Genomic DNA, 26,603 nt, shown 5'->3' with positions numbered 1-26,603 from the left:
TCAAGGTTATTATTCCAATCCGTCCTTACTGTTGTGGGGCGAGTAATACAAAGAATGCCTAATGGTGGCGCTGTTGATCATTAATAAAACATGCGCTTTTCAATGAAGATATCCGCCCATTCCACAAACAAAAAAGCCCTGATTTATGTCGGGACTTATCATTTTTGAAGCCGGTTACGATTCCGGCGTCAACACCTACCAATGTGCTGACCGCATACCTTTAAATGTACTTCTGTGGTGGTGGGGAATTCGCCGACGTCGTTTCACTGGTGTTCCACTTGTATCCCCACACATCGGTGCCTGCATTCACCACATTCGGCTGAGCACCAACCATTGTTGCAGCAATGATCAGAATAGATTGAGATATGAACCCGTTATTCAGTGATGCTCAGGCGAATGTAGAAAGCAAAAAGCCACCAAATAGGCAGCTTTTATAATTTTGATAACGCTAAGGTTTATCTGATTTGAACCGAGACTATTAAAATGAGACAGGATATCACTGCACCGATAATCCAACCGGCGAGGAAATGTCGCCACCCGCGCACTTTAAATAACATCATAGCAATAAGGGCAATAATCACACCTGATGCCGCCGAACCCCTGACCGCAATATAAATATATCAAACCAAGAAATAATCATGTTACGTCCTTGTAAAACAAACAACCTCGCCAAAGCGAGGTTTATTTGACTGGATAAGCGCTACTGCACAACCAACTCTTATCACACTAATGCAGTTTTTGCGGCCGCACCAACACTTTTATCATAAATTTCTGATTTCATTGTTGCAGGGTCCATTTCTAGGCAAACGTCTATCATCGACAAGCAACCATCAACAAATCCTTCGGCCATCTGCATGCTCACCCTGACAGCTCTTTCATCCCGTTTCTGCTGCCGAGCAATGGCCCGTTTTGACTGATTCAACACATAATGCCGTATAATCAGTTCGTACTCATCAGGTCGATATTGATTTAGGCGGGCAACACAACCATCAACAATTAGGCCATCATCATCACAGCATGATTGTTGAGTACCAGAGGTGTCGGGTATTAATCCCTTAAACCCTGCGGCAATAGAAGAGTAATCGAGTCCTGAAGAATATCTGGCCCATACTCCCCAGCGCTCAAGAACAAGTTGAATATTACGCATCGAGTGGTTCATAGCTTACCTTCCTTTCTCAATATATTCTGTGTGCGCATAACGCCCTCGGCGTGATACAGGCGGGCGGTGTCACTATCAATTAAACGGGTGCGCCGGTCACACTCGTCATGACATGCACCGCATCCCCATGCGCCCTGCTCATCTGGTGGTTTAATGGCAGTACCACAGGTACCCGTCAGCCGGTAATGAGCCAGAACTACGGTTTCAGGATTGCCATTGCATATGCCGGGGATTCTTATCTGGCACTCACGACCCCTTGCTTCTTTACGTAAATTAGCCATGAATCCCCCTACGTATAACTTAATAGCTGGCTGGCGGCATTCTCGGCTGCGGTTGGCGTACTAAAGGCTTTATTAAGGATGAATTGCCAAAGCACATCGAGAGTGGCTTTGTAGAGTTCGGAGAATTCGGTATCGTCCATCGATGCGAAAGAGATCGACTTAGGCTCTTTGAATTGAGAGCCATCCGGCATTTGGATAATGGAATAGTAACCGGCTTGAATAGTTGTCCAGCGCCGGAAAGCATCAAAGGATTTAAGGAGAGTTACACGGTCTGCTCGCTGTTCTGCCACCGTATTGAGGTAATGGGCGGCTATCTCTTCTAACGTCTCACTATGGCCCGCATAATTAGCAAGGTACGTGACATAACCGCGCACCAGTTTCTTTTCTTCGGGCGAAATGGCGCCACCGGAAGGTGTCCAGTAATCAAAGCCAAGATTCAGTAATGAGAAATATTTACGGTGAAACTTTGGATTGCGGACCCGCTTAAAATCAGCAGTGAGAATAGCGCCGAGCTTAACTTTATAATGTAGAAATTCCCTAACATCGGGCGTGGCCGGTGTCAGTGTGTCATTGCTAGATTTGATAAATGATAGTTGTGCCATCTTGCCCCCCAAGGGTGATGACACAACAACTACTTAGGTTGTCAGTTGTTCAGGCTGACTTGATTATTATACCGTTAAATATCAGGGATTGTAATTATATACCCCGCTCTTTCTGCCATTTCGATAAAGGCTGGTAGTGTTGCGATGAACTGGTCCAGTCTTAACTGTTCAATGCTTATAATATTACCATTCTCACAATGAATTACAGTTCGGCCATCCGTTGGTAAATGTTGAATCAAGTTTTCTATAATAATCATTAAGCTAACACCTTCATGACATACAAACCCCATACAGGGGACCTGATTCAAGCGATTCCATGTGAATATTAGTTAAGTAAAGCTTCACATTATAAATAGTTGATATAACCACATGAAAAGTATGAATATCAGCTATTTCTTATTGTTTAGGCTGCCATTCTACAAACACATAGTTCTGGCATATTTGCCCTTACCAATGCCTCGGCGAATGGCGGCGGCACCGCATTACCACACCTTGCCACCTGTTCAGACTTAGGCCAAAGAGTGCCATCAATATCCCGGTCAATAATATAATCTGATGGGAACCCGCTGGCGTTGTACAACTCACGGGCAATCAACATGCGCATGCATATATCAACGATGATGTATTCGCCCACAGATAAATATTGTGGTCGTGGCGCAGGGAATAAATGCCAGTCGTCTGGTAAATCGCTGAAATGATCCACCAGCCGGGCGCAGTTCCAGGCGTTATAGCGTTGTTCGTCGGTCAGTGGTTCAATATCTAAATTGCTTTCCACTAATCCAAATCGCTCTTTGGTTGTCACCGCATGTATAGGCTCTGATAAATTCACCGCACCACCCGTGCCGTAATACTTGGTCAGAAATGCATTGACCATCCCGACATGATTACCGCCGGCGGTTAAAGTCGGTACCGGCTCAGTGATGGGTTTACCATCGCGACATGTACCGCGCAGTTGTACTAGGTGAGATGTACAAAGCGCGTGATGATCGACCGTAGTGATAGTATGCAATGGCTCGTTAATATCGATGCCTGCGCCGGCGTAATTCCCACCGTAATGCTTAACAAGGTTAGCGGTGGCGATCGCTGTATGTGACTGGGTAGCAATGGTGTTGATTGGTGAATTGATATCTCGTGGCTTTCCTGAGTATGTTGGGCCACCGGCCCCCACCAATACCGCACTGGCTAACTGGCTTTTACCGCCCCCGCCCGCCGTAACGGTGCCCAGAGGCGTATTAATATCATTCGCCGTGCTGTTGCCGAACTGACGCACAACAACTGGCGCAGCGATAGAAAAACCATGCGTTCTGGTGATGGTCTGTAACGGATTGCGCAATGACTGCCCACGGAAACAATCATATTTGGTTTTGGTGCTGGTGTGATTACACTTCACCGCATACGGCTCCAGCAACAAATGCTCGGCCTTACTGGTAATTGTGGTTAGTGGCTGGCCTATTGGATATTGCAGACGGTCACCACCAAAACCAGTTTGTCCCAGTCGTACAATGAACGGATCAGGGTTATCAATAACAAACCGCTGTAACCCTCTGACGATGCGACGTAAGGTGTTATCAGCCAAATCCTTTTTGCGACCAAAAATAGAACGTGTTGGCTGGCTCCAGTCGATACACTCCACTGCCGTTCGCCAAGGTTGCAACATGCCAGAAAGCACATCAGCAGAGTTCGGTGCGCCGTGGCTTGGCTCCGGCCAGACAACTGGCTCACCGTCGCAGCGCCCAACTACAAACAGCCGCTTCCTGATGGTGGGGGTGCCGTAATCACAGGCTTTCAGTTCTCGATGATCCACGTTATAACCCAACCCTGAAATCAGCTTTTCGGCCTCAGAGCCATTGATATCTATCTTCAAGAATTCACACACTTCGACCAGTGCGGGGTGATTAGCATCAATCCCAACACCTAGCATGCCAATAAACGCTTTGAACGTTTCGCCTTTACGGGCTGGATCAGGTCGGTGATTGCCTTCACTATCCATCAACAGTGGCCCCCAGCCGCGAAATTCTTCGACGTTCTCCAGCATCAGAAAGCGTGGGCGTACTGCCAGCGCCCAGCGCAATACGACCCATGCCAGACCACGAATCTCTTTCTTGACCGGCGTTCCGCCCTTGGCCTTAGAGTAATGGCGGCAATCAGGACTAAACCAACCCAGTAATACCGGTAAACCTCCCGTTGATATGAGCGGATCAACACTGAAAATATCCTCAGGGTAATGCAGCGTCCGAGGGTGGTTGATGGCATGCATAGCCATCGCCACAGGGTTATGATTCATGGCAATGTGCGGTTCATAACCCAATGCCTGCTTGATCCCCTCACAACTCCCACCGCCACCTGCGAACCCAACAACAACCAGACCATCCTGTAAATCAGGCCGCGCTACCGCGATTTCTTTACGCCGCGCCCATGCATGAGCCGCCTGTTGGATATGCTGCGGGTTATCTCGATTTAAAAACATCTGGTTCATTTGGATCAAAAGCTGCTGCTGATGGTCAGGACTCAAAGCATGTACCGGTATAACCGATGAGGCGCATTGATTCACTTCGGTCGGCCAGATCATTGAACACCCCCGCCTTTTGTTTTGGCCCTCAGCATTGAATCGGCATAAAAACGCTCACTGACACTGTACAAGGTAAATTCCGGTACCGGTTTTTCATTGCGGGTAATGTCGACATGTGGCGATTTCATCAAGCCAATCATACGCATCTGCAACATGCGCAGCGTAATACCATGACCCGGATAAGACTTATCAAGTGCGGCAAGGATACCGGTATAGGTCAATGTCTTGCCAAGCATCACCGCCACTAACTCACTGGCTTTTAGCCGTAGTGCTGATGATGTGTTAGATTTTTTGGTCGCTTTAGGCTTTTCTGACTTCGTTGCTGCCGATGTAGGAATTGCAACTTTTTGCGGCTTTACTGGGGGCGTGTAAGGCGCTCGGCATCTGGCGCGGGCCGCAATTCCCCAAGCATCAATGATGCATGATGAATGATCACATTTGTCGTCAATCACTGGCCGATTGTCATTGATAAAATTATTGCAGTTATTAATTTCCATTGGTCATACCTCGTTTATTTAACGTATCGGTTTCCTGCGGCGAGCTGCTGTGCCGGGGTTAATCCTGATGGTCGGTCAGGTGTTTTCAATTGACGGCGAATGGGAGGGATTGGTACACCACTGGCAACGCGTTTTTCCCACTTGGCCAACTCGATACCTGCCTGTGTTTCTAGTCCGGTATCAGTGAGCCTTTTTTCGATTCCAAGGCGCTTAAGGTCTACGCAGATTTGATATAAAACCGGGTGGCGCCAGTTGAACTCCTCAGCACAACTGTATTTATAAAATTCATTCCGGTAGCGCTTAAGCTCGACGAGAACATCAGTCACGGTTAAACCCAAATGACCACCGCCATGTTCAGCAACAAGAGCGACAAACTCGGCAAAATCTGGTGGCCAAGAGTTGCCAGATTCACAGCGTTTCATGCATGCGGTGCAAACCCGCTGGAGTTGGTCACTGGTCATTGTCCCAATCTGGCGCTCCCACAGGTCCGATGGTCGATTGCCATTCTTCGCAGTCCAGCGGTTCCCGTAGATTTTGATCATGAGATCCCATAGGCGCCATGCCGGTGACTCCTTGCTGTTGCTGTTCCCAACTGAGATATTGCTCAGAGTACGGCCTTGGGTCGCTCTGGTTGAATCTGAATTCCACATGGTTTTCTCCTGTGCTCACTTGCCATTCATCGTCAAAATGTTTTGACGGTCCAAAAAACGTTTTTGCCTGTTTGATAAATTCCGTGCCAGCCTTGCCCGTCGCCTTGACGAACGCTGCATAGCGTTTCACCCCCTCCAACATCGCATCAACCGTTACGCCGTCCCGTCGTCGGGCATTCCAAGCCTTGAGAGCACCGTACTTGTCAGGGCTTCCCGGTCTGCGTGGGTATTCCAGCCAAGCTACTTCGAATTCTGGCGGGTACTCATGCCGCTTGTTTTTGCTCCCAGCCTGTTGGGGTTCTGGTTCGGGATTCGAAGGCGGATAATCCTCGTTCGGTCCTGTGACGTTTTTTTCGCCATGGGACAATAGGGGTTTATCTTTTAGATCTTTCTCTTCCTCTAACTCTTCCTCTGGTAACGCTTTTTTATCCGGTGGTGTAACGCTGCCAGCGTTACCATTAGCGTTACTTTTTGGCTTGGAATCTCTGAATTCTGTAACGCGCCTACTTGTAACTGCCCGTTTTTTAGAACCTTTTCCGTTATGGCGGTCAAAGTGAGGGAAGTACATTTTCCCGCCGTCATGTTTTAACCATCCAACTGTTATCAGTGCATCAGCAAAGCCAGACATAAAAGTGATACGGTCAATGCCAATTCTTGTAACGCTGACGGCGTTACCATCTGCGTTACCGTCGATAGTCTGTTGGTCAGCCCAGACCCAAACACGAATTAATTTCCCAAGCACTGTATCTGGGTCGATATTCAGGATTTCAGCCAGTTGGAATATCTCCGGTTTGTCTGGAGTAATAACTTCGACTTTTATCCAACTTGATGCCATACGTACCCCGATTCAGTGCTTTTCTGTAACGCTATTAACGTTACATTTGGCGTTACTAATATTAAAAAGAGCATTGAAAGCTCTACGCTGGCCCTGCATAGCCTCACGGGCAAATTGCCGTAAAACCACCCGCGCCATATTTGATGTAATTGGCATATTTCCGTAACGGTACCCATTGCGGTAGGTCAGTTTTTTAGCCATGTGGTACCCTCCACGGCTTTTTAGCTTTAGCGACTTTATGTACTGGTTTATCCCGCACCCGCTTATAGGGTTTGGCGTATGTCTTAGCCCAAACTAACGCGCTGGAAAATGTAGAATTAGGCGTGTCGGTATAATGTTTGCCGCCTTGAATAGCAGCAGATCTGGCGACTGCCTCGGCAAAACCTGCCCGTTGCAGTTCATCACGTAATTGTTGCTCGACTTGTTCTCTGGAAAATCTGGCCATTGGTCATACCTCGTTATGCGATTAACTGCTGTGTTACTGGAATAAGTGCATGTATTGCCTCAGTGGCTTTAATTAACTTCTGTGACATATCAGAACAGCCCAAAAACACCGCACTCATTGCCAGCGAGAAATCTCGTAGTGCCTGAGCAGCCAGATAATTAACCGAATTCGGGTTTTCTAATCTGGCACGGCGTTCACCAGGCAATGCCTGAAGAATTGCAGGAGTAAGTTCAGCTATTTTTGCTCTGGCCTTGTCGGTGTCACTGTCAACCCAGCGGAACAAGCGCTGTTTGTTGTTGTGTGTAGCATGTTCATCATCAATTGGAGTGAGTGGAAGCTCACCACCGCCCAACGAGAAATACGCGTGTGCTACCTCTGCCGCTACAATTTCCTGTTTGGTCTCTGCTGCCCAGCTCCGCAATTCCGAGCAGATGGCATCATGTTTTAATTTCACAGCTATCTCCTTGTGAAAGCTGATTTTTAAAAATCAGCCCCTACTGTGCCGGTGCTATAGGCTTGTCATAGTCGATTGGGTCGTAATGCAATTCGCCATTGGATGCCTTCTCCAGACGAACAGCTCGTTTTTCGGGAACAAGGTCTCCCCAGGCAGAAACCGATGGTGGCTTGACGCCTGCGGCTTTCGCCAAGGCGCTCTTAGTTCCAAAATATTTAATGGCATCTTTTTTTAACACGTAAACACCCTCTTGTTAGATTTAGCTAACAAAATATGTGTTCAAGATATTTAAGTCAAGAGAATTTAGTATTACCTAACTATGAAAAGTCCTGGTGAACGTATTAAAGCGCGGCGAAATGAGCTGCAATTAACGCAACGCAGCCTTAGTAAGGCTGTGAAGGTGTCCCATGTCACCATTTCACAATGGGAAAGCAACGATAGCTCTCCCAGTGGCAAGAACTTATTTGCGCTAAGCGCGGCATTAAAATGCTCCCCAACGTGGATTTTGTATGGTGATGTAGACAAATCCCCTCCTCCTGCGGAAGAGATACAACCTGAACTTGATGAACAAGAAATTGAATTAATTCAATTATTTGCATCACTTCCAGAATCTGAAAAAGAGCAACATTTGGCTGATCTTCGAGTAAAGGTTGATGGCCTTAATAAGCTTTTTGAAGAACTTCTCAAAGCCAGAAAGAAATTAAAAAAATAAATAATCTTCAATTTCAAATGGTTGTGATTTTTATCGCCTTAAATGTTAGATTTATCTAAATTTAATCTTGAATTGATTTTTAGGTTAAGTTAACTTTAACCACATCAACGGCACAACAGCCGCTTAGGTAAGCAAGTTCTGACAATCTGAAAGCAGATAAAAAGGGATAAGACGATGACCATTAAATTGACCGCTCGCGACATCAAAGTAAGAGTTTTAGAAATGGTTCGCCGCCAGTGTGGGAAACGTGACGTATCAACTGCTTATTGGATGAAAAAAAGAATCGCGGAAATGAAAGCCCGTGAAGCAGCAGCATATCTAACAGACTCACGTTATGAAGTGGCACCAAGAGCCAAGGCAGCTATAGAAGACTGGATTGCTGATTTAAACTACATTTAATCAGTGAGTCGACCAAGGTGATGAAGTAAGTATATTTGTTGATCTAGGCACTTACAGCGAATTTACTTATTTAGTAAGAATCCAGTAACCAAAGGGGAACATAGTGAACATAAAATAATTATTGGAAAAGATTCGTGAAATTAGTGGGGAGATTGATAAAGCTCAACGGCTTTTAGATAGACGTAAAAATGATAATTTTTATATCAGTTCATCAGATGGCCCTACTGTTTATATTCACATAGAACAACTGGCACCCATTATTGAACGCAAAACTGAAGTACTAAGTGAAAAACTAAAAGTACTTCTTGATGCGCAACTTACTGCTGAGCGAGTTATTGCGGGGTTAATACATAAGTAGTTATATTTCAATAGTCAACTTTTAATATTCAGGAAATTTATGGAGCAACTATTATTCGCTTTAGTTGTATCGGTATGTCCTGCTCATGAAGTTTGTAAGGATGTTATTTACGAGGTTTATGACACTCGACAGGAATGTGAAAAGGTAGTTTTTGAAAAAAGAATATTTAACGGCAACTGTTATCCAGTAGAAAAAATTATTCACTCAAAATAATGAGGTATGACCAATGGCATTCTTTAAAGAATTTAAATTAACAATTAATCCACTTCATGATGAAGTTGCTGAATTATTAGCTGAAAGTGAAGTGATCGGATATGCAGTTAAAAATAAAGGCTCTGAGTTACTACCGGCATCAATTGTATTACCTGATGGTAAAACTCTGGGCGATTACCACTGTACGGGATGTGCCATCAAAGCAGCAGCCAAAAATTATCTGGGCATTGATGAAGATGAAGCAATTGAAGCTAATTTCAGCTTTGGTAAAAGCAAGGTACGTAATTTGTTATTGGCCGCTTTGTTATCAAGTTTCATTGATGATTTAACGACTCAATCCAAACATTAATTTTTGAAGTCAACACCAGTGAAACGGTCGTAAATCTCAACTAATTAAATTGGGTAAAGCGACGCCGGAAAGCGTAACCGGCACCCCAACCAAAGAGTCGTGATGGTAAGTCGTTCTTTTTGATTGTGGTGACGGCGGGCGAAAGTCTGGCGAGGTATGCAGTAGTGACCCGCTGGCCCAGCGTAATGGGCGCTTAATTAAAAGGAGACCGTCAATTATGAGTCAAAAAGCATATTCATCAAGTACGGCGCGAAAAGCACAGGAAGAGTATTGCAAAAATAATGCCGCTCCCCATTTTGCACCACGTGATGGTATTTGTTTTCGCTGTAAGAAAGATATCTATCAGCAGCATAGCCTACAGGGGCGTTCTACGGGTATCACCATCGAAAAGGCCGGTAATGAATTAGTGACATATTGCCCCCACTGCAACCGTAGCTATGACGATTGAGTCGTAAAAAAGCCCACACAAGGTGGGCAATCTTACCGGCTTAACGTCCCGGCGACGGCGGAGTCAGCGACCAAACCGACTCCAGCGAGGTATGACCAATGGCTTCCACCACTGGACGCCATGATTATATAAGGATTTCCATGCAAAAGACAATATTAAGGATCTCGGCTGATTCTATCCTTATCGCTAATGTGGCGAAAATTCCGGCATTAGTTGAAATTGGAGCCAGCCCTGATGCAATTATGGGTACAGTTTCAGACCTTATTGATAGTGGGATCGTAGACGTTCGTGATTTGATTTCTTTGGCTTTAGATCAAATTAAAAAGTGCGATTCTGTATCTTTAAATCATGTATTACCAAACGATAAGTTAATCGAATTAACCGATTGTTATTATCAGATTAAAAACAATTAGCGAGGAATGACCAGTGAGCTTATTCATCTGTGGGTTTCTACCCAAAAAATCAGCTATAGCAAATGGTGCTGTAGCAATGGCAATTACTGTTGATGCTAAAAATGCAAAACTGGCAGCAATGAAATCAACCATGTTATTAGAAGGAGAATTCCCTGGTTCAAGTGGTAATTTCTTTGCACCTAAAGTTTGTGCTGATCGTGTGGGTTCACCTCGCCCTCCTGTTCATGACGATTCAAGTGATAATGCTTTATTTAGCACCGAATGGATGGAACATAATCAATGGAATGATGAAGAGAAAGAGTTTGAGCCTCTTATTCCCGTTGAAAATAATAATGAAATTGACAATGTCAAAAATATCTTTGATTTACCCATAGAAGCAAGAATTGCATATGTTTTATTATATGGCGTAGAACCTGAAACAGTAGATAGCCATTTATTATCCAATGCTTACGACTTGATTAATGATGATGAATCAGAGCCATTATATCGAGCGGTCATTGATGGGCTGCCACGCCTACCGCAAGTTAAGCACATGTACATTACTACATTGGCACAACTGGTTGATGATATTCAGGCCCACACCCCTGTATTTAAATTGTGGCCTGACGTCAATAAATTTGCTGAAAAGTGGATCAACTCTCACCCGGATGAACGGGAGCATGCTGGTGAGCAAACCAACGAACAAGGTGGTGAATCACCTGCAGTCGCCGGTAAACAAACGCGGGCATTTGAGCACAATTACGCCACGTTAGATATCGAAGTTGCTTGCGCCCTATTTCCTGGTGATTACGACTATTGGAATATTCCGGGAGCCATATGCCGTGGAGCGAAAGAAAAAATAAAGAATGCTGATGAAGCATGGAAGCGCTGGTCAATGGCTTTACGTGTCATTCCAACCATCTTATCGGTTTCCCGTGATGATCTGTTTGCGATGATCCGTGGCGCTGAATTAGATATTCACAAAGACCCAGTGAAGCTGAAAGCCTATATCAATGAGTGCTTGCAGCTTGATACAGCCAAGGCCAGTGATTTGAAAGTAGAAAACCTTGGTGATGGCAAGTTCAGTGTTGAGGGTTTGACTGGGGCAGCCAATGATTCACAGACCAATACCGACACAACCGAAAAACCAAAAACTGATACAAAAGTGCCAAAAGATGCAACAGAACAGCCAAATCATGCATCGGACACTGCCAATAGAGCCATTAATGACGAAACAGTGACCATTGACACCGATACTCATACCAATGAGCAGCTAGAGCCTAAATCACCGCTTCCTACTACAGATGAGTTCCAGCAACGAGCATCACAGATCGATCAGGATATTTCTAAGTTACCAAAAGAGTCTCAAGATAATTTAAGCATCTGGAAATCAGTGCAACGCACCGATCCAGCCCGCACCAAGCGTAAAGACACCACTAAAAATGGCAAGATCATCCGTTCAGTCACTAGCATCAATCCCACATATCAAACGATGAGAGCCACGGAGATTTTTGGACCCTTTGGTAACGGCTGGGGCGTGGATATTATCAGTGAGGAATTTATACCCGGCATCCCATTTATGGAGTCGGTTCTGGATAGCAACAATCGAGAGGTTGGGCGTAAACCAATGCGTGATGGAGATGGCACCATTCTACGGACATCCAACCACACTATGCGAATTGAGTTGTGGTACCAATACGCCGGAGGTCGGGGCCGCTTCCCTGCTTTTGGTCATACCAAACATATTTATCAGAGTACAAACGGTTTCATTTGTGACGATGAAGTCAGCAAAAAAAGCCTGACCGATGCCACCACCAAAGCATTAGCACAGCTTGGTTTCAGTGCTGATGTGTTTATGGGGCTGTTTGATGATGCTGAATACACTGCCGACAATAATATTGAGTTCGGCATTAAAAATGCCAGCACTAAAGCTGATGATGTGGTTCGTCTACGTAAAGAGTTAGACGACAAATTCAAAGCCAATACCGAGACGATGAAAACAGCAGTTACGGCGAATGAAGTGACAAAAATCAGCACCTCACTAACGCGCACCATCGGGGTGCATCTCAAGAATGCTGAATCATCCCATGATGATGAACACGTCAAATATCTAACCGGCCGTCTAACCCGTTTGAATCAAATCAAAGATGAGTGCCTGGCAAAATTTGTCACTGAGGGAGAAAAAGCATGAGCACAACCGCCATATCATTAGCCACTGATTACCGCAAATTGCAGGAAATGGCAGATAGCGGTGATGAACTCACCCCCGAAATGGTCGCTGACACTCTCTCTGGCATTGAGGGCATGTTGGAAGATAAGTTCGATGCCTTGATGGCATTGGTTCGTAACACGCTGGGTCAGGCAGAAATATGTGCCAACGAAGCCAAACGGATGAGTGCACGCAAGAAAAGTTTTGATAATCAGGCTGAAATCTACCGTAAATATATATTGGAATGCATGATTCAGGCGGGTAAAGACTCGATCAAAACAGCGGCCAATACCTTTACTGCCCGAAAAGGGACAAAAAAACTCGTCATAACCGATGTGAATTTGTTGCCTGATGAATATGTAGACTCCGTTTCTCAGGTGCAAATTATCACCACCCCAAAAGCCGATGAAATCAAAGCTGCCTTGAATGAGGGCCTATTGATAGCCGGTGCCAAGTTTGAAACTGGCGAACGTTCGTTAGCCGTCCGCTAACTGATTTTTAAAAATCAAAACCGAACCGGTCAGCACGTTACTATGCTGGCCGGTCATATCGAGGTATGACCAATGGCTAAATTAATGACATTAACCGAATGGTGTGATGAAACGTATACGACTGACAAACCGACGATTCAAACACTCCAACGCTGGGCCAGAAACGGTAACTTTTACCCTGCAGCAGAAAAACACGGTAGACAATATCGCGTGCGGCCCGGTGCCATTTATATACAGCCAAAAAGCTACAGAATGGCGAAAGCGCTGAACATTTCACATTCTACGATACCGCCAATATTGGAGAAGATGGGTTATGGCAAAAAGGCCGGGAAAGTATGACGCTAATTTGCCCAAAAACCTCACCTTTAGGCGTGTTCAAAGAACTTTCTATTGGCGTAACCCGCTAACTGGAAAGGAATTATCTCTCGGCCAAATTGCCCGGCGAGACGCCATATCCCAAGCCATTGAAGCCAATAACTTCATTGAACAAAATTACACTCCTGTCGCGCTACTAGAAAAGCTAAAAGGCACGCAGGAGTACACACTTTCAGCATGGCTAAAACGGTATGACGTCATCTATAAACGTCGGGAACTGGCGGAAAACACATATAAAGTTCGCAAGGGACAAATAGCTATGATCAGCGAAATGATGGGTAACAAGGTGTTAGCTAAAATCAGCACGCGCCATGTTGCAGAATTTTTAGAGTTTTGGGTGGCACAGGACAAAAAAACTATGGCTGCCACCATGCGATCGGTATTGTCCGACATTTTCAGAGAAGCCATTGTCGAGGGCCATATAGAAAATAATCCGGTGACACCGACACGCTCAGCTAAACCAGTTGTTAAACGCGAACGCCTAGAACTGGATCAGTATATCGCCATTCGTAATGTAGCCGGTGCATTACCAGCATGGTTTGGGTTATCAATGGATCTGGCACTGGTGACTGGCCAACGGCGTGAGGATTTAACAATGATGCGCTTTGATCAGATCGTTAATGGCAGATTACAGATAGACCAAGGCAAAACCGGAGCAATGATCTCACTACCCTTAGATCTTGAACTTAAAGTAGTTGGCCTACGCCTTAGTTCCGTGATTGACCAATGCAGATTAGCCAGTAAAACAGATTTTATGATAAGTGCAGGCATCAGAAAAAATAGCCCTGATGGATCACTACATCCAGATAGCCTGACAAAGAAATTCGTAACGGCGAGAAAAGGAACAGATTTTTGTTTTGATGAGAGTCCGCCAACATTTCATGAGATCAGAAGTCTGGCTGGGCGATTGTATGAAAAGGAAAAAAGTAAGGAGTTTGCGATGAAATTACTGGGGCATAAATCGGAGAAAATGACGAATAAGTATCTTGATACGAGGGGGAAAGAATACGTGATGCTATAAAAGACCGAATATCAGATTTCGATAAAATTTCGATAAACTTCGATAAACCCAAAAATTCACCTTTAAAATCAATAAGATAAAAAAAGACCGAATACGATTCCTATATTCGGTCTAGGGAAATGGCTCTTGGGACAGAGCCGTGCGCTAAAAGTTGGCATTAATTAACGTAGGCTTATTCAGCCGTACTCCTTAAGCGTAGTCGAGTACATGTGTTTAGCCAACTTGGCAATGGAACTAATTAATTACGGTTGTAAACTAATCTGAAGGGTGAAAAACTAAATGGGTAGCAAAGAAGGTAACCATTTGAAAAATAAAGGCTAGTATCAGTGCATCTCACAACCCCAAGTTTATTTTTGACACAGTGACATTGCGCGCTGCTGGAAAGGTTCCAAACTCATCTTCTGACCGGGCTTGTCACTGTCGTCTAGCAACAAAACATCTAGCGGTTTCGCTAAAACATAACCAGACTTCATCTGATCAGTTGCAATATCATTTAGGGGATATTGCGCTAACGTACTCGGGTTAATAACAAACAAAGCGTTACCCGTGCGGCATTCCAGCATCACTTCTTCCCGATTAAATGCCCATTGCTTGCCAAATTCAAACTTACTGACAGTCACTATCTTCCCGGCAGCAATAGCGTTAACGGATAGCATCAGCAACGATAACGTCAGCACAAAACCTTTCATCTAGATTATCCTCAATTAACTGATTGCTTAGATTTTCTCGCATCCCAAGGGATCGATGCAAGCTTGGAAGCAATATCTGTTGTTTATAGTCTTATTCTATATCGGAGCCATAGTCGCAAAAATACTGACTAATAGTAATACCGCCGCGCCAAGGATAATTTCGACATAACTATTTATGACAAGCCAATAGTGAGCCTTAGCAGGTAATTTTCTGAGCAGTGGCACGATGATATAGCGATTAATCAGCGCAACAATAATCATAAACATCACCAATATCACTTTGCAGAGCAGAAGTATCTGATAGGTAGATGTCAGCGTCAGCGCGGTATCGCCCAGTATAATAATGCTGTTAATAACACCACTCGCCAGTATCAATGCTACGGCCAAATGTCCCCAGCTTGAGAATCGAATCAGCGTAGTGATGGCTTCATGTTTAACATCATTATTGTGAGCATAAGCAAGGCAAATCAGAAGTGCCGGTAGGCAACCCAACCAATAACCCGCACTGAGCAGATGTATGATTTGATTGGTTTGGTGAATCCATCCCACTAGCCCAGCATGCATCGCCGCATGCCCGGTAAAAGCAAGGCTCGCGAGTAACAGCGTTGAGCAACCTGCAATCAGCCGGTAGTTGCTACGGGTTGAACCCAGCAACACTATCCACATAATCAAAATGGATAAGCCAAGATGCCATTGCCACACCTGACCGAAACGAGTACCAAATACCGACCACCAAACGGTCATTCTGTAGGTATCAGCCCAACCATTCCCCATCATTCCTGCCTGAACGGCTAAAAGCCCGACAGCAGAGATAAGCCCCAGGGAAGTACTGAAGATAAGTAGCGGGGACAGACGGTTTTTCAGTATTAAAGAGAATCGATCTGGTGCTAACAAGGCGGTGAATATACTGATGCCGAACATCAGCATCACCGCCCAAAAATGCAAGAAGCGACACAGAACGAATAGAGTCGCCAGAGACATATTATTTCACTGTGAAGCTGTATGTGCCTTTGGTTTTATGACCATCAACAGACACGACATGCCATGAAACGTTATATTTCCCAGCAGTTAATGCATGGTCAATCGGCAGAATCAGCTGTGTATTATTCACCGGGTCCAATGTTAACGCACCGGTTTTCACTATATTGTTATCTGGACCAGTCACTTTCACACCACTGAAGTTTAGCTCGATACCTTCAGAGAACCCCAGCGTCAGTGCTTCTGGCGCTGAACCGATAGTAGTATCGGCAGCCGGTGACTCTATCTTCAGGTGTGCGTGAGCCAGAGCTTGCTGACTGGATAACCCAACAAACAACACAATAAGCGCCGAAAGCATGCGGCAAGAAGAACGTACTTTGCGAATAAACATAGTATCCCTTAATCAATGGGGGTGAAGAATCAATCTGCTACCAACCATATCCTATATTGGCAGCGCGAACCCCTATCACTTCCAGTCAATTGCACTACCTGTGAGATAGCACACAAAACAAAACGCCAAATTCTGAGTGGCGATTGAAATATCACCAATAATTGAGCAGCAATTCAACTCACTGCCATGTCGGTAGTGCAAATGATAACGATTTGAATATGGCAAGTCGAGAAACCATAGCCAAACAGCATGTAATTAGCACGAAAACAACAAGATGAAGGAAAGTGGTGCAGATAAGCTTGCGAGGAAATAACAGAAACCGCAGTTTTTGGTTCCGTTGATCGGGAATCAAAAACTGCGGAAAACACACTAGTAATACAAATTAAGCCTAAATATGGCTTTGAGCTGCCATTGTCTTCAGATCTTTATCAACGAAGAACAATGAATTACCGCTGTTACCCACCAGCGCCAGCTTATCAAGAATGGATTTGAACAGTTTTTCTTCTTCATGTTGCTCAGCTACATACCATTGCAGGAAATTGAAGGTGGAATAATCGTGATTTTCCATTGCTGCATGAGCCAGTTCATTAATTTGAGTAGTAATAAGCTGCTCATGCTCGTAAGTCAGTTTGAATACATCTGCCAGAGAAGCAAAATCAATTGGTGGTGCGGTGATGGTACCCAAGACCGGCATAGAGCCTGTCCCGCTGAGGTATTCGAACAAACGCTGCATATGTTGCATCTCTTCTTGAGAATGCAATTTTAAAAATGCCGCAGCACCTTCAAAACCTTTATCGCTACACCAGGCACTCATCTGCAAGTAAAGATTCGCAGAGTAAAACTCCAGGTTCAGTTGCTCATTGAGCTTTTGAGCCATTTCAGTTTTTAACATAATAATTCCCTTATTTTTATAATGCAGGTAAGTAACGATTATCTTGGTGTATTATGCCAAGATAAAAACAAAATAAGAACACTCTATTCACAATAATATTGTGACAAAGATAAAATAATTCAACACATTGATTTTATTGTATAAATAAAATCCGATAGGCACTGAATTAATTATTATAAAAATCATTAATATTGCAAACTAAATACTAAAAGGAATGATTCTTATTTTAATTTCCACCCGATATAATTACTGCTCACACTGGATACTGATATTATGCCAAGCAAATAGCTCATTAATGTGCTGGTTCGATCACATTAGCGGCTTGCCAATACCCATTGTCTGCATTACCTTTTGCCCCATAACCTCCCACGGCCCAAGAAGGAGAAAACTATGGGATATAATCTGACGGAGCTTTCTGAAGAAGAAACAGCAAAAATGAATGTTGACCTAGCCGCTTCAGGCGTAGCATTTAAAGAGCGCTACAATATGCCGGTGATTGCAGAAATGATCGCCAGAGAACAGCCTGATGAGCTGCGTGAGTACTTTTTGCAACGCTTGGCTCACTACCGTACTGAATCAATTAAATTCTCACGTTTACCGTATGAACCTAAGATAAAATAAGCAACAAAAAGCTCCCGCAGGTATCAAGTTGCGGGAGTGTGCGAATAAAACAGTTATGGCTTACGAGCAAATCTATCTGTAGCCAGAATCAACTGGTGCAAAATGCCCGGTTCATCAAAGGAATGACCAGCACCTTCGACAATATGTAATTCAGCCTCTGGCCAGGCTTGCGCTAAGTCCCACGCATTCTGTGGCTGGCAAGCCATATCATATCGGCCATGAATAATAACTGCTGGGATATGGCGAATACGAGTCACGTTATCCAACAGTTGGTTATCACTGTCCAAAAAACCTAAATGAGTGAAATAGTGATTTTCAATACGAGCAAAGGCCAGAGCAAAATCATCCTCTCCAAAGGATGCCGAGCTTTTGGCCGGTAATAAAGTAACGGTTTCACCTTCCCATAAACTCCAAATCTTGGCAGCCTCCAGTTGCACAGCCTTGTCAGGTGAAGTCAGTCGCTTACGGTAAGCGGCGGTAACATCCCCCTGCTCTTCTGGTGATAAAATGGAGAGTATACGTTGCCATTTCTCTGGGAAAAAACGTGAAGCGCCATCCTGATAGTACCAATGCAATTCTTTTTTGCGCAGCGTGAAAATACCACGTAGCACCATTTCACTGACCCGATCGGGGTGCGTTTCACCATAAGCCAGTGCGAGTGTTGAGCCCCATGATCCACCAAATACCAGCCATTTATCTATACCCGCCATTTGGCGTAGCCGTTCAATATCATCAACCAAATGCCAGGTTGTATTGTTGTCCAAACTGGCATGGGGTTTTGAGCGGCCACATCCACGTTGATCAAACAGCAGCACTTTATATTTTTTGGGGTTGAATAGTTGCCGGTGATAAGGCGCAATACCACCTCCAGGGCCACCATGTATAAACACGGCGGGTTTACCTTCTGGGTTACCACAAAGTTCCCAATAAATCTGATGCCCGTCGCCGGTGTCTAATAAACCACTGTCGTAGGGTTCATATGCGGGATAAAGCCCACGTAATTGTTCCATTATTTTTCCATGTTTGTTATTAGACATTAAAGTTATCAAAGCCTATACAGCACGCAGGGTCAACGATAAAACATCACATTTACATCAATCAGCCAATTAATTACTCCAACTGGTGATAATTACGCCATATCTCAATAGATTATCCGCTGTTATATCGCGAGATGGTACGATTTAAACGGTAACTATATAGATTAAGATTTAATAATGCTGTTGTTAAACAATACATTAACGGCATCGATGCTTTATCTCCTTGCAACTTACCCTCATAAGGTGGTTAATAGGTGGGCGTACCAACCTAACCGAAGGTAAAGAGAGGCAAGCCATGAGTAAGGGAATGGACAGCAAAAAGAACGCGAAGAAAAAGCCACTAAAAACTCCGGCTGAGAAAAAAGCTGAGAAACGCGCTAAGAAGTCATCTTCTACCAGCGCAGAATAAACGGGCTTTTCGTCTCGTCAGTCAACCCGCCATATTAGGCGGGTTTTTTGTTGCTATTATTTAGCAATAGTCGGTGGGAGATAAAAATGTATTTTCGTATTATCGATACCGAAACCTGCGGTTTAGCCGGTGGTATTGTTGAGGTCGCTTCGATTGACCTGGTTGATGGGGCATTAGCTAACCCGATGAGTGATTTGATTAGCCCAGACCGGCCAATCAGTATTGATGCAATGGTGATTCATCATATCACTGAAGAAATGGTAGAAGGCAAACCACGGATTGCGGTTGCGATTAGAAGATATCAAGGCAGCCCATATTATGTTGCCCATAATGCGCCTTTTGATCGTGGAGTATTACCGGAGATGGGTGGCCAATGGATTTGCACCCTCAAGCTAGCCAGAATGCTCTATCCTGACATCAAACACAGTAATCAATATCTGCGTTACGCCTTGAGACTGAATGTTTCAGTACCGGATAATCTATACCCGCACCGTGCTTTATACGATTGTTATGTCACGGCCGCGTTATTACAGCGCATTATGCAAGACTCAGGTTGGAATGCCGAACAAATGGCCGAAATAACGCAGCAACCGTTGCTGTTACAGACATTTAAATTCGGAAAATATCGAGGCAAAAGTATTGAGCAAATAGCCCGACAAGACCCAGATTATCTGCGCTGGATGTTAGCTTCAATATCTGATCTTACGCCAGATATGCGCTATACCCTAGCCCATTACCTGACGTAAGATCCCTGACTAGGTTAAGCCAGAGCCAGTATGAATGCGTATTCCAAAGCGATGTCTTCATACGCTTTGAAGCGCCCTGATTTACCGCCGTGACCTGAATCCATGTCGGTATAAAGCAGTAATTGGTGGTCATCTGTCTTCATTTCACGCAACTTGGCGACCCACTTTGCCGGTTCCCAGTATTGAACCTGTGAATCATGTAAGCCGGTAGTCACCAGCATGTGCGGGTAATCCTGAGCCTTGATCTGATCATAAGGGCTGTATTGCTTAATATAATCGTAATACGCCTTATCGTTCGGGTTGCCCCATTCGTCATACTCGCCAGTAGTAAGAGGTATCGATTCATCCAACATCGTGGTTACCACATCAACAAACGGCACCTGCGCCACAACACCTTTATATAACGCGGGTTCCTGATTGATGACCGCTCCCATCAATAAACCACCAGCACTGCCCCCCATGGCAAACACACGGTTAGCATCGCCATAGCCCTCGGTTATCAGCGTTTTGGTGACATCGATAAAGTCGTTGAATGTATTTAATTTATTGAGCAATTTACCATCTTCATACCATTGCTGGCCCAACTCCCCACCGCCCCGAATATGTGCCAGAGCAAAGACAAAACCGCGATCCAATAGGCTTAATCGGCTACCACTGAATGCGGGATCCATACTGCTGCCATATGAACCATAACCATAAACCAACAGTGGATTATTACCTGAAACAAAATGGTCACGGTGATAAACCAATGAAACCGGCACTTTTACGCCATCGGTTGCAGTGACCCATATCCGTTCGCTGCGATACTTTTCCGGGGTGAAGTTCTTCACTTCCTGCTGCTTAAGCAACTCGCGTGCGCCGGTATCCATATTAAGTTCAAACATTGAACTTGGTGTGGTCATCGAGGAGTAGCCATAGCGCAACAATTCTGTTTCTGGTTCTGGGTTATATGCCAGCCAGGTAACGTAGGTAGGATCATCAAAAGTAATGGATTTCTCTTCGGCAGTGGTCCAGTGAATTTGCCGCAAAAGCGTCAACCCGCCACTGCGCTCTTCTACCACCAACCAATCACGGAATAAGCTGAACCCCTCCAGCATAACATCTGTTTTTGGTGCAATTAATGGTACCCACTGAGATTCATCGGCAAAATCACTTTGCTCTTTACCTGCCTCAGCGATTTGGTACAAACCAAAATTCTTACCATCTTTATTCGAGCGTAAATAAAAATGTTGCTTATAGTGGTCCAAACCGTATTCATGGTCTTTACGACGTGGTGCGAACATCTGTGGTAGTGGTTCAGGCTTATCAGCATCCAGTAACAATACTTCAGATGTTGTGGTACTGCTCAGATGGATAACAATGAAACGTTCAGACGTGGTTTTTTCTAAACTCACGTAAAATGTATCGTCAGTTTCCTGATAGATAAGTTGGTCCAACTGAGGATCGGTTCCTACTACATGGCGATACACTTGATAAGGCAGTAATGTTTTTTCATGTTTGCGCACGTAATAGAGCGTTTTCGAATCATTGGCCCATTCAAAGTTACCTGAGGTATTGCTGATAACCTCCTCGTGCCAAACATCACTCTGTAAATGTTTTACCCGAATATCATATTGGCGACGCGATAAGAAATCCTCTGTAACTGCCAATAGATGATTATCCGGGCTAACATCTAACCCGCCCAAGGTATAAAACTCACTATCTGCCGCTCGTTGGTTGCCATCCAGTAACGTCTCCCAACTGCTATCAGCCCAAACGGGTTGACGCACATAAATAGCATATTCATTACCCGGCTCAAAACGCGTTTGGTAGCGATAGCCGTTGCGAATATAGGGAACGGATTCTTCTTGTGGCGGGACGCGGGAAACCATCTCTTGATACAGGGTTTCACGCAAGGTTTGTTGCGGTTGTAACACCGCGTTAGTGAAGTCATTTTCAGCTTGCAAATAGTTCAGAACATCAGCGTCAGTACGCTCATCATCACGCAGCCAATAATAATCATCTACACGGGTATCACCGTGCATAGTTATTGGATAAGGGCGTTTATTCGCCTTTGGAGGTATGGTCATTATTTGAATTATCCATCTGTGTTCGTTACCGCGAGAGTGACACGATTACCTGTGGATGCCAAGTATCAGCATATGCTTATAATTTAGCGAAGGGGATCTAATTAAATGATAAATATAATTATAAAAGATACCCGAGAGAGTTTTGACTTGGAGGGATAAGCAGGTGCCTGATACGTTGCCTCAAACACCTGATTGGTAGCGATTAGCTTTACGCTGACGTTATTCCACTCATAACTATTTAGGGCCATTATAGGTAATGGTGCCAGCTTTGCAGTCAAGTAACACTTGATAGGTTTTGTCGCCCTTGTTGCCACGAACAGTCATTGGCACCTGCCACACATCATCTTTGCCTGTAATGTCTACCGCGCTAATCCAAACGATCGGCTTATCAGTGCCTAATTGTTTCTTATCCGCTTCCCAGCGTGTAATTCTGTTTTGCAGAAAGTCTCGCTTAACCTGCGTTGCTACCTGAGATTGATTTAAACCGGAGCAAGCAGGTAATTTCGCGACTCGTGGCTCTTGGGCCTGTACACCCACAGTGATACCGGCCAATGCTGTAACCAATACCAAGGCTAATCCTGTCTTTCTCATCATTCCTCCAAATATTATTATTTCTATCCTTGGTAGGAACGATGATTGAAAGGTAGGTTACAGAGTGAACAGCGTTGCAGGGTAATAATGGTAACGCCGTTTAATTAACACCGCGTAAATTCAATCACATAAAACTGTTCCAGCCCAGGATAGATCTCCTTAATCACCTTTTTCAGCTCATCCAATGACATATTTTCTTGCTCAGCGTGACGGTCAGACAGTGCATCCAGAGTGATTGGCGTGACTGATTTGACCATAATGTGGCAGAAGAATACGCCATCTTCATTGCGACATACGCGCAGGGTTTCCCCTGGGCGGAAATCGGATTCACTGCTATCCCGGATGGTGATCGTCTTACGATCTGCCAGGATATCCGCCTCAAATCGGCGAAAGAAGGTGATTTCACGATTCATTTTAGATCCCTTTTTCACTTTCTGCTGAAAGTTGGCAAATTAAGCCGCTTGATTTTCTTCAGATTTGTTTTTTTTCTCTGGCACATTCTTTTCCGCTTTCAGTTTTGCTTGCCCATCGACAGGAGCCGCAGGGTTAGCACCACGAAGAATTTGCCCTAAAGCATCTTTATTTTCTGCCAGGAAGAAACTCAGCGCCTCACGTTGATCTTCTTCAAGGGTTAAGGGAGCCAATGACAGCCACTCAGACAAATTGTCAGCCAAATCCAGCATTTTATCGTAGGCATCGGCTTCTTTTTTGGTTGTGAATGTCATTTTTTCCTCACCCTGTCTCACTACGACGAATTTTATTTCAACGGCCATTGTTGTATGTCCTTTTCATTTCTTTCACGCCCACAAGTAACTGTATATACATACAGTATAATGCGAGTTATCGGGAGGATGCAACCGTCATCGCCCCCTCGTGTCATTATTTCAATAAACGGGATTTGCAGTTTTTGCCTTTAATCTTGCCTTGTTGTAATTGCTGTAAGGCACGTTTGGCACTGGCTTTACGGATGGCAACATAGGCATGAACCGGGAACATATCAATCTTACCGACATCAGCGGCGGTCAGACCGGCTTCACCGGTTAAAGCACCCAGAATATCACCTGGGCGAATTTTTGCTTTGCGCCCACCATCAATGCATAACGTGACCATTTCTGGCTCCAGCATCGCATTAGCACTGCGGCTCACCGGTTCTGCCGGGGTCCATTTCAGTTTTATTTGCAGATAATCTTCAATGGCATGAGCACGGGACATCTCTTGTGGTGTACACAAGCTAACCGCCAGACCACTCATCCCTGCCCGACCAGTACGACCAATACGGTGCACATGAACCTCTGGGTCAAAGGCCAGCTCAAAGTTAACTACCAGCGCCAGATCTTTAATATCCAAGCCTCGGGCCGCGACATCGGTTGCTACCAGCACACGACAACTGCGGTTGGCAAAACGCACCAGCACTTGATCACGGTCACGTTGTTCTAAGTCACCGTGTAAAGCCAACACACTGATTCCACGAGATTCCAATGCTTCATAGACGCTCTGGCAATCTTTCTTGGTGTTACAGAAAACCACACAAGAACTCGGCTGATAGTGACTGAGGACTGATATCAACAACGGCAAACGTTTTTCGCGAGTGGTTTCAAAGAACACCTGCTCAATAGCGGGTACTTCATCGCCATCATCAACTTCAACATTGATTGGTTGGCGCTGGACTCGTGCACTGATTCGTTCAATGCCGACCGGATAGGTGGCCGAGAACAGCAGAGTTTGGCGCTGTGGCGGAGTATAGGCAATGACATCGTCGATGGCATCGGTAAAGCCCATATCCAGCATGCGATCAGCCTCATCCAATACCAGAATCTTAAGATCGTCCAGTACCAGTGTTTTCTTGCGCAAATGCTCTTGAATACGCCCCGGCGTGCCCACAACAATGTGTGGCGCATGCACCAGTGAATCCAATTGATGCCCCATCGGTTGGCCACCGCATAAGGTCAGTATTTTAATGTTTTGCGTGAAACGGGCCAAGCGGCGCAACTCTTTGCTGACCTGATCAGCCAATTCACGGGTCGGGCACAGTACCAATGCTTGGGTAACAAACTCCCCGACCGCAATTTTATCTAGTAAACCAATACCGAATGCCGCAGTTTTTCCACTGCCGGTTTTGGCTTTCGCACGGACATCCTGCCCGTTGAGGATTGCCGGTAAAGCCGCAGCCTGTACCGGTGTCATCTCGGTATAGCCAAGTTCATTAAGATTGGACAACTGCTCAGTAGGCAGCGCCAGGGAAGAAAAGGAAGTTGTGCTCACGGCAGTAACTCTTATAACTGGATGGAATGGCAGCGATGGCCTGAAGGCAAGCGCAAGATTTTGGCGCGATAATACCAGAAATGAGTCCATTGCCGGAATTAAACCGTAAAAACAGTCCAAAAACGCAATGCGCTGCGCATATATCGATATCGCCTCACAGCCATCCGTTAGATACGCAATCGTTTTCGTTGCTATTTTGCCGTATACTAATGCCCGTAAAATTGATCGTACAACAAATTAATGTGCAACTCTCCCACTGATGTAGGTACCTAACTATGCTGACTATTGGAACCGCTCTGCGCCCAGGCGCTACCCGTGTCATGTTGCTTGGCTCTGGCGAGTTGGGTAAAGAAGTGGCTATCGAATGCCAAAGACTGGGGCTGGAAGTGATTGCCGTTGACCGCTATGCAGATGCACCCGCCATGCATGTTGCCCATCGCAGCCATGTCATCAATATGTTGGACGGCTTGGCGTTGAAACAGTTGGTCGAACAGGAAAAACCGCACTATATCGTGCCGGAAATAGAAGCTATTGCCACCGACATGTTGGTTGAGCTAGAGAAAATGGGCCAACGGGTCGTGCCTTGCGCAGAGGCAACACGGCTGACGATGAACCGTGAAGGTATTCGCCGTTTAGCGGCAGAAACCCTGCAATTGCCAACCTCGAGCTACCGTTTCGCCGACACTGATAGCGCATTCCGCCAGGCCGTCAGTGAAGTGGGTTATCCCTGTATCGTTAAGCCAGTAATGAGTTCTTCCGGTAAAGGCCAAAGTCTGATCCGCAATGCAGATCAACTTAAAACCGCTTGGGATTATGCCCAACAAGGTGGCCGCGCCGGCGGTGGTCGAGTGATTGTCGAAGGCTTGGTCCGTTTTGATTTTGAAATTACCCTGCTGACAATCAATGCTGTTGATGGCATTCATTTCTGTGCGCCTATTGGTCACCGTCAAGAAGATGGTGATTACCGCGAGTCCTGGCAGCCACAGGCGATGAGTGAGACCGCATTGGCGCGTGCAAAAGAGATCGCTTCTCAGGTGGTGAACGCTCTCGGCGGTTATGGTTTATTTGGTGTGGAATTATTTGTTTGCGGTGATGAGGTTATTTTCAGTGAAGTGTCACCGCGCCCGCACGATACCGGTATGGTAACGTTAATTTCGCAGAATATGTCTGAGTTCGCATTACATGTCCGGGCATTTCTTGGCCTCCCGATTGGCACTATTCGCCAATATGGCGCGGCCGCTTCAGCGGTTATTTTACCTGAATTGACTAGCCAGAATATTGCTTACCATGGCTTAGAAGCAGCTTTGGCTGGTGATACGCAGATTCGCTTATTTGGTAAACCTGACATTACTGGTAAACGGCGCCTGGGGGTAGCATTGGCAGTCGCTGATGATATCACCACCGCCGTCAACGTGGCGAAACGAGCCGCAGGGGCTGTCGTGGTCAGTGGGTAACCGCC

Annotated in this window: 36 protein-coding genes; 14 read left to right on the top strand and 22 right to left on the bottom strand. The window is 45.2% G+C overall.

Going from position 1 to position 26,603, the window contains the following annotated elements; all coding sequences use genetic code 11:
- Positions 1-721: 721 nt before the first annotated feature.
- From A6J67_RS13255 to A6J67_RS13195, 12 genes are all read right to left on the bottom strand, one after another.
- Complete coding sequence (locus A6J67_RS13255; RefSeq protein ID WP_080608487.1) at positions 722-1,147, bottom strand: antiterminator Q family protein; 426 nt, start codon at positions 1,145-1,147, stop codon at positions 722-724.
- A gap of 8 nt (positions 1,148-1,155) precedes the next feature.
- Positions 1,156-1,440: a DUF1364 domain-containing protein gene (locus A6J67_RS13250; RefSeq protein ID WP_080608203.1), complete on the bottom strand. Its 285-nt coding sequence runs from the start codon at positions 1,438-1,440 to the stop codon at positions 1,156-1,158.
- An 8-nt stretch (positions 1,441-1,448) separates the two neighbouring features.
- Entirely contained in the window at positions 1,449-2,042 is a 594-nt protein-coding gene (locus A6J67_RS13245) for a DUF1367 family protein (RefSeq protein WP_080608202.1), read from the bottom strand.
- A gap of 74 nt (positions 2,043-2,116) precedes the next feature.
- Entirely contained in the window at positions 2,117-2,299 is a 183-nt protein-coding gene (locus A6J67_RS13235; RefSeq protein ID WP_080608201.1) for a hypothetical protein, read from the bottom strand.
- Between the two features lie 146 nt (positions 2,300-2,445).
- Positions 2,446-4,611, bottom strand: a complete 2,166-nt coding sequence (locus A6J67_RS13230; protein WP_080608200.1) for a DNA cytosine methyltransferase — start codon at positions 4,609-4,611, stop codon at positions 2,446-2,448.
- Positions 4,608-5,108 (bottom strand): hypothetical protein, encoded by a 501-nt coding sequence (locus A6J67_RS13225; protein WP_080608199.1) that lies wholly within the window; start codon positions 5,106-5,108, stop codon positions 4,608-4,610. The genes A6J67_RS13230 and A6J67_RS13225 overlap by 4 nt, the downstream gene beginning before the upstream one ends.
- 14 nt (positions 5,109-5,122) lie before the next feature.
- Complete coding sequence (locus A6J67_RS13220; RefSeq protein WP_080608486.1) at positions 5,123-5,530, bottom strand: replication protein P; 408 nt, start codon at positions 5,528-5,530, stop codon at positions 5,123-5,125.
- Positions 5,531-5,558: 28 nt separating this feature from the next.
- Positions 5,559-6,593 (bottom strand): hypothetical protein, encoded by a 1,035-nt coding sequence (locus tag A6J67_RS13215; RefSeq protein WP_080608198.1) that lies wholly within the window; start codon positions 6,591-6,593, stop codon positions 5,559-5,561.
- Positions 6,594-6,605: 12 nt separating this feature from the next.
- A complete protein-coding gene (locus A6J67_RS13210) occupies positions 6,606-6,794 on the bottom strand; it encodes a hypothetical protein (protein ID WP_080608197.1) in 189 nt (62 codons plus the stop codon).
- Complete coding sequence (locus A6J67_RS13205; protein WP_080608196.1) at positions 6,787-7,038, bottom strand: hypothetical protein; 252 nt, start codon at positions 7,036-7,038, stop codon at positions 6,787-6,789. The genes A6J67_RS13210 and A6J67_RS13205 overlap by 8 nt, the downstream gene beginning before the upstream one ends.
- Before the next feature lie 13 nt (positions 7,039-7,051).
- A complete protein-coding gene (locus tag A6J67_RS13200) occupies positions 7,052-7,492 on the bottom strand; it encodes a toxin YdaT family protein (protein ID WP_080608195.1) in 441 nt (146 codons plus the stop codon).
- Positions 7,493-7,532: 40 nt separating this feature from the next.
- Positions 7,533-7,730 carry a Cro/CI family transcriptional regulator gene (locus A6J67_RS13195; protein ID WP_080608194.1) on the bottom strand — a complete coding sequence of 66 codons (198 nt, stop codon included), beginning with the start codon at positions 7,728-7,730 and terminating at the stop codon, positions 7,533-7,535.
- Between the two features lie 81 nt (positions 7,731-7,811).
- On the opposite strand from A6J67_RS13195, the gene A6J67_RS13190 reads away from it, so the two are divergent.
- The 11 genes from A6J67_RS13190 (at position 7,812) to A6J67_RS13145 (ending at position 14,459) form a co-directional block, all read left to right on the top strand.
- The gene (locus tag A6J67_RS13190) at positions 7,812-8,204 is read left to right on the top strand and encodes a helix-turn-helix domain-containing protein (RefSeq protein ID WP_080608193.1); all 393 of its coding nucleotides are present in this window, start codon (positions 7,812-7,814) and stop codon (positions 8,202-8,204) included.
- A gap of 174 nt (positions 8,205-8,378) precedes the next feature.
- Positions 8,379-8,603 carry a hypothetical protein gene (locus A6J67_RS13185; RefSeq protein WP_080608192.1) on the top strand — a complete coding sequence of 75 codons (225 nt, stop codon included), beginning with the start codon at positions 8,379-8,381 and terminating at the stop codon, positions 8,601-8,603.
- A gap of 121 nt (positions 8,604-8,724) precedes the next feature.
- Positions 8,725-8,961 carry a hypothetical protein gene (locus A6J67_RS13180; protein ID WP_080608191.1) on the top strand — a complete coding sequence of 79 codons (237 nt, stop codon included), beginning with the start codon at positions 8,725-8,727 and terminating at the stop codon, positions 8,959-8,961.
- 39 nt (positions 8,962-9,000) lie between these two features.
- Positions 9,001-9,174 carry a DUF1482 family protein gene (locus tag A6J67_RS23305; protein WP_105877047.1) on the top strand — a complete coding sequence of 58 codons (174 nt, stop codon included), beginning with the start codon at positions 9,001-9,003 and terminating at the stop codon, positions 9,172-9,174.
- Positions 9,175-9,187: 13 nt separating this feature from the next.
- Positions 9,188-9,523, top strand: coding sequence for a hypothetical protein (locus tag A6J67_RS13175; protein WP_080608190.1), 336 nt, complete (start codon positions 9,188-9,190; stop codon positions 9,521-9,523).
- A 217-nt stretch (positions 9,524-9,740) separates the two neighbouring features.
- Positions 9,741-9,971 (top strand): hypothetical protein, encoded by a 231-nt coding sequence (locus A6J67_RS13170; protein ID WP_080608189.1) that lies wholly within the window; start codon positions 9,741-9,743, stop codon positions 9,969-9,971.
- A gap of 98 nt (positions 9,972-10,069) precedes the next feature.
- Entirely contained in the window at positions 10,070-10,384 is a 315-nt protein-coding gene (locus A6J67_RS13165; RefSeq protein WP_125461923.1) for a hypothetical protein, read from the top strand.
- Between the two features lie 76 nt (positions 10,385-10,460).
- Complete coding sequence (locus A6J67_RS13160) at positions 10,461-12,554, top strand: hypothetical protein (protein ID WP_080608187.1); 2,094 nt, start codon at positions 10,461-10,463, stop codon at positions 12,552-12,554.
- Positions 12,551-13,063 carry a siphovirus Gp157 family protein gene (locus tag A6J67_RS13155; RefSeq protein ID WP_080608186.1) on the top strand — a complete coding sequence of 171 codons (513 nt, stop codon included), beginning with the start codon at positions 12,551-12,553 and terminating at the stop codon, positions 13,061-13,063. Before A6J67_RS13160 ends, A6J67_RS13155 begins: the two co-directional genes overlap by 4 nt.
- Before the next feature lie 72 nt (positions 13,064-13,135).
- On the top strand, positions 13,136-13,402 hold the full coding sequence (locus A6J67_RS13150; protein ID WP_025378521.1) for an excisionase: 267 nt from the start codon (positions 13,136-13,138) through the stop codon (positions 13,400-13,402).
- Positions 13,377-14,459 (top strand): tyrosine-type recombinase/integrase, encoded by a 1,083-nt coding sequence (locus tag A6J67_RS13145; protein ID WP_080608185.1) that lies wholly within the window; start codon positions 13,377-13,379, stop codon positions 14,457-14,459. Before A6J67_RS13150 ends, A6J67_RS13145 begins: the two co-directional genes overlap by 26 nt.
- A gap of 347 nt (positions 14,460-14,806) precedes the next feature.
- On the opposite strand, the gene A6J67_RS13140 is transcribed toward A6J67_RS13145, so the two are convergent.
- From A6J67_RS13140 to ftnA, 4 genes are all read right to left on the bottom strand, one after another.
- On the bottom strand, positions 14,807-15,148 hold the full coding sequence (locus A6J67_RS13140; protein ID WP_005183006.1) for a YebY family protein: 342 nt from the start codon (positions 15,146-15,148) through the stop codon (positions 14,807-14,809).
- A 96-nt stretch (positions 15,149-15,244) separates the two neighbouring features.
- A complete protein-coding gene (gene copD, locus A6J67_RS13135; protein WP_050297378.1) occupies positions 15,245-16,129 on the bottom strand; it encodes a copper homeostasis membrane protein CopD in 885 nt (294 codons plus the stop codon).
- A 1-nt stretch (position 16,130) separates the two neighbouring features.
- Positions 16,131-16,517: a CopC domain-containing protein YobA gene (gene yobA, locus A6J67_RS13130; RefSeq protein WP_005183010.1), complete on the bottom strand. Its 387-nt coding sequence runs from the start codon at positions 16,515-16,517 to the stop codon at positions 16,131-16,133.
- Positions 16,518-16,905: 388 nt separating this feature from the next.
- Positions 16,906-17,409 (bottom strand): non-heme ferritin, encoded by a 504-nt coding sequence (gene ftnA, locus A6J67_RS13125; protein ID WP_005183013.1) that lies wholly within the window; start codon positions 17,407-17,409, stop codon positions 16,906-16,908.
- 390 nt (positions 17,410-17,799) lie between these two features.
- Between ftnA and A6J67_RS13120 the strand changes: the two genes are divergently transcribed.
- On the top strand, positions 17,800-18,030 hold the full coding sequence (locus tag A6J67_RS13120) for a DNA polymerase III subunit theta (protein WP_005183015.1): 231 nt from the start codon (positions 17,800-17,802) through the stop codon (positions 18,028-18,030).
- Between the two features lie 53 nt (positions 18,031-18,083).
- On the opposite strand, the gene pip is transcribed toward A6J67_RS13120, so the two are convergent.
- Entirely contained in the window at positions 18,084-19,040 is a 957-nt protein-coding gene (pip, locus tag A6J67_RS13115; protein WP_032905818.1) for a prolyl aminopeptidase, read from the bottom strand.
- Positions 19,041-19,562: 522 nt separating this feature from the next.
- Between pip and exoX the strand changes: the two genes are divergently transcribed.
- Positions 19,563-20,222, top strand: a complete 660-nt coding sequence (gene exoX, locus A6J67_RS13110; RefSeq protein ID WP_005183018.1) for an exodeoxyribonuclease X — start codon at positions 19,563-19,565, stop codon at positions 20,220-20,222.
- Positions 20,223-20,236: 14 nt separating this feature from the next.
- On the opposite strand, the gene A6J67_RS13105 is transcribed toward exoX, so the two are convergent.
- The 5 genes from A6J67_RS13105 to dbpA all read right to left on the bottom strand — a co-directional run bounded on the left by A6J67_RS13105 (position 20,237) and on the right by dbpA (position 25,144).
- Positions 20,237-22,291, bottom strand: a complete 2,055-nt coding sequence (locus A6J67_RS13105) for a S9 family peptidase (RefSeq protein ID WP_042569940.1) — start codon at positions 22,289-22,291, stop codon at positions 20,237-20,239.
- A gap of 234 nt (positions 22,292-22,525) precedes the next feature.
- On the bottom strand, positions 22,526-22,882 hold the full coding sequence (gene yebF / locus A6J67_RS13100; RefSeq protein WP_032905822.1) for a protein YebF: 357 nt from the start codon (positions 22,880-22,882) through the stop codon (positions 22,526-22,528).
- Positions 22,883-22,986: 104 nt separating this feature from the next.
- Positions 22,987-23,295, bottom strand: coding sequence for a N(4)-acetylcytidine aminohydrolase (gene yqfB, locus A6J67_RS13095; RefSeq protein WP_042569942.1), 309 nt, complete (start codon positions 23,293-23,295; stop codon positions 22,987-22,989).
- Between the two features lie 39 nt (positions 23,296-23,334).
- Positions 23,335-23,655 carry a YebG family protein gene (locus A6J67_RS13090; protein ID WP_042569943.1) on the bottom strand — a complete coding sequence of 107 codons (321 nt, stop codon included), beginning with the start codon at positions 23,653-23,655 and terminating at the stop codon, positions 23,335-23,337.
- 106 nt (positions 23,656-23,761) lie between these two features.
- Positions 23,762-25,144 carry an ATP-dependent RNA helicase DbpA gene (gene dbpA / locus A6J67_RS13085; protein ID WP_005183025.1) on the bottom strand — a complete coding sequence of 461 codons (1,383 nt, stop codon included), beginning with the start codon at positions 25,142-25,144 and terminating at the stop codon, positions 23,762-23,764.
- A 275-nt stretch (positions 25,145-25,419) separates the two neighbouring features.
- On the opposite strand from dbpA, the gene purT reads away from it, so the two are divergent.
- Positions 25,420-26,598, top strand: a complete 1,179-nt coding sequence (gene purT, locus A6J67_RS13080) for a formate-dependent phosphoribosylglycinamide formyltransferase (RefSeq protein ID WP_050297377.1) — start codon at positions 25,420-25,422, stop codon at positions 26,596-26,598.
- The last annotated feature ends 5 nt before the right edge of the window (positions 26,599-26,603 follow it).

Origin of the sequence: Yersinia sp. FDAARGOS_228 (assembly GCF_002073315.2) — a bacterium.
In the GTDB taxonomy this organism is placed as follows: Bacteria; Pseudomonadota; Gammaproteobacteria; order Enterobacterales; family Enterobacteriaceae; genus Yersinia; species Yersinia intermedia.
This window is presented reverse-complemented; position numbering and strand designations above follow the sequence as displayed.

What these genes read in the sequence shown, in the direction of transcription:
- A6J67_RS13140 (WP_005183006.1), bottom strand. Translation starts at nt 15,148, where the DNA reads ATGAAAGGTTTTGTGCTGACGTTATCGTTGCTGATGCTATCCGTTAAC.
- A6J67_RS13255 (WP_080608487.1), bottom strand. Translation starts at nt 1,147, where the DNA reads ATGCGTAATATTCAACTTGTTCTTGAGCGCTGGGGAGTATGGGCCAGA.
- A6J67_RS13220 (WP_080608486.1), bottom strand. Translation starts at nt 5,530, where the DNA reads ATGAAACGCTGTGAATCTGGCAACTCTTGGCCACCAGATTTTGCCGAG.
- A6J67_RS13230 (WP_080608200.1), bottom strand. Translation starts at nt 4,611, where the DNA reads ATGATCTGGCCGACCGAAGTGAATCAATGCGCCTCATCGGTTATACCG.
- yebF (WP_032905822.1), bottom strand. Translation starts at nt 22,882, where the DNA reads ATGAGAAAGACAGGATTAGCCTTGGTATTGGTTACAGCATTGGCCGGT.
- yobA (WP_005183010.1), bottom strand. Translation starts at nt 16,517, where the DNA reads ATGTTTATTCGCAAAGTACGTTCTTCTTGCCGCATGCTTTCGGCGCTT.
- exoX (WP_005183018.1), top strand. Translation starts at nt 19,563, where the DNA reads ATGTATTTTCGTATTATCGATACCGAAACCTGCGGTTTAGCCGGTGGT.
- A6J67_RS13090 (WP_042569943.1), bottom strand. Translation starts at nt 23,655, where the DNA reads ATGGCCGTTGAAATAAAATTCGTCGTAGTGAGACAGGGTGAGGAAAAA.
- A6J67_RS13145 (WP_080608185.1), top strand. Translation starts at nt 13,377, where the DNA reads ATGGCAAAAAGGCCGGGAAAGTATGACGCTAATTTGCCCAAAAACCTC.
- A6J67_RS13235 (WP_080608201.1), bottom strand. Translation starts at nt 2,299, where the DNA reads ATGATTATTATAGAAAACTTGATTCAACATTTACCAACGGATGGCCGA.
- A6J67_RS13170 (WP_080608189.1), top strand. Translation starts at nt 9,741, where the DNA reads ATGAGTCAAAAAGCATATTCATCAAGTACGGCGCGAAAAGCACAGGAA.
- A6J67_RS13150 (WP_025378521.1), top strand. Translation starts at nt 13,136, where the DNA reads ATGGCTAAATTAATGACATTAACCGAATGGTGTGATGAAACGTATACG.
- A6J67_RS13250 (WP_080608203.1), bottom strand. Translation starts at nt 1,440, where the DNA reads ATGGCTAATTTACGTAAAGAAGCAAGGGGTCGTGAGTGCCAGATAAGA.
- A6J67_RS13190 (WP_080608193.1), top strand. Translation starts at nt 7,812, where the DNA reads ATGAAAAGTCCTGGTGAACGTATTAAAGCGCGGCGAAATGAGCTGCAA.
- A6J67_RS13215 (WP_080608198.1), bottom strand. Translation starts at nt 6,593, where the DNA reads ATGGCATCAAGTTGGATAAAAGTCGAAGTTATTACTCCAGACAAACCG.
- A6J67_RS13160 (WP_080608187.1), top strand. Translation starts at nt 10,461, where the DNA reads ATGGCAATTACTGTTGATGCTAAAAATGCAAAACTGGCAGCAATGAAA.
- A6J67_RS13165 (WP_125461923.1), top strand. Translation starts at nt 10,070, where the DNA reads ATGGCTTCCACCACTGGACGCCATGATTATATAAGGATTTCCATGCAA.
- A6J67_RS13185 (WP_080608192.1), top strand. Translation starts at nt 8,379, where the DNA reads ATGACCATTAAATTGACCGCTCGCGACATCAAAGTAAGAGTTTTAGAA.
- pip (WP_032905818.1), bottom strand. Translation starts at nt 19,040, where the DNA reads ATGGAACAATTACGTGGGCTTTATCCCGCATATGAACCCTACGACAGT.
- A6J67_RS13205 (WP_080608196.1), bottom strand. Translation starts at nt 7,038, where the DNA reads ATGGCCAGATTTTCCAGAGAACAAGTCGAGCAACAATTACGTGATGAA.
- A6J67_RS13225 (WP_080608199.1), bottom strand. Translation starts at nt 5,108, where the DNA reads ATGGAAATTAATAACTGCAATAATTTTATCAATGACAATCGGCCAGTG.
- A6J67_RS13155 (WP_080608186.1), top strand. Translation starts at nt 12,551, where the DNA reads ATGAGCACAACCGCCATATCATTAGCCACTGATTACCGCAAATTGCAG.
- purT (WP_050297377.1), top strand. Translation starts at nt 25,420, where the DNA reads ATGCTGACTATTGGAACCGCTCTGCGCCCAGGCGCTACCCGTGTCATG.
- yqfB (WP_042569942.1), bottom strand. Translation starts at nt 23,295, where the DNA reads ATGAATCGTGAAATCACCTTCTTTCGCCGATTTGAGGCGGATATCCTG.
- A6J67_RS13175 (WP_080608190.1), top strand. Translation starts at nt 9,188, where the DNA reads ATGGCATTCTTTAAAGAATTTAAATTAACAATTAATCCACTTCATGAT.
- A6J67_RS13120 (WP_005183015.1), top strand. Translation starts at nt 17,800, where the DNA reads ATGGGATATAATCTGACGGAGCTTTCTGAAGAAGAAACAGCAAAAATG.
- A6J67_RS13245 (WP_080608202.1), bottom strand. Translation starts at nt 2,042, where the DNA reads ATGGCACAACTATCATTTATCAAATCTAGCAATGACACACTGACACCG.
- A6J67_RS13210 (WP_080608197.1), bottom strand. Translation starts at nt 6,794, where the DNA reads ATGGCTAAAAAACTGACCTACCGCAATGGGTACCGTTACGGAAATATG.
- A6J67_RS23305 (WP_105877047.1), top strand. Translation starts at nt 9,001, where the DNA reads ATGGAGCAACTATTATTCGCTTTAGTTGTATCGGTATGTCCTGCTCAT.
- copD (WP_050297378.1), bottom strand. Translation starts at nt 16,129, where the DNA reads ATGTCTCTGGCGACTCTATTCGTTCTGTGTCGCTTCTTGCATTTTTGG.
- A6J67_RS13105 (WP_042569940.1), bottom strand. Translation starts at nt 22,291, where the DNA reads ATGACCATACCTCCAAAGGCGAATAAACGCCCTTATCCAATAACTATG.
- ftnA (WP_005183013.1), bottom strand. Translation starts at nt 17,409, where the DNA reads ATGTTAAAAACTGAAATGGCTCAAAAGCTCAATGAGCAACTGAACCTG.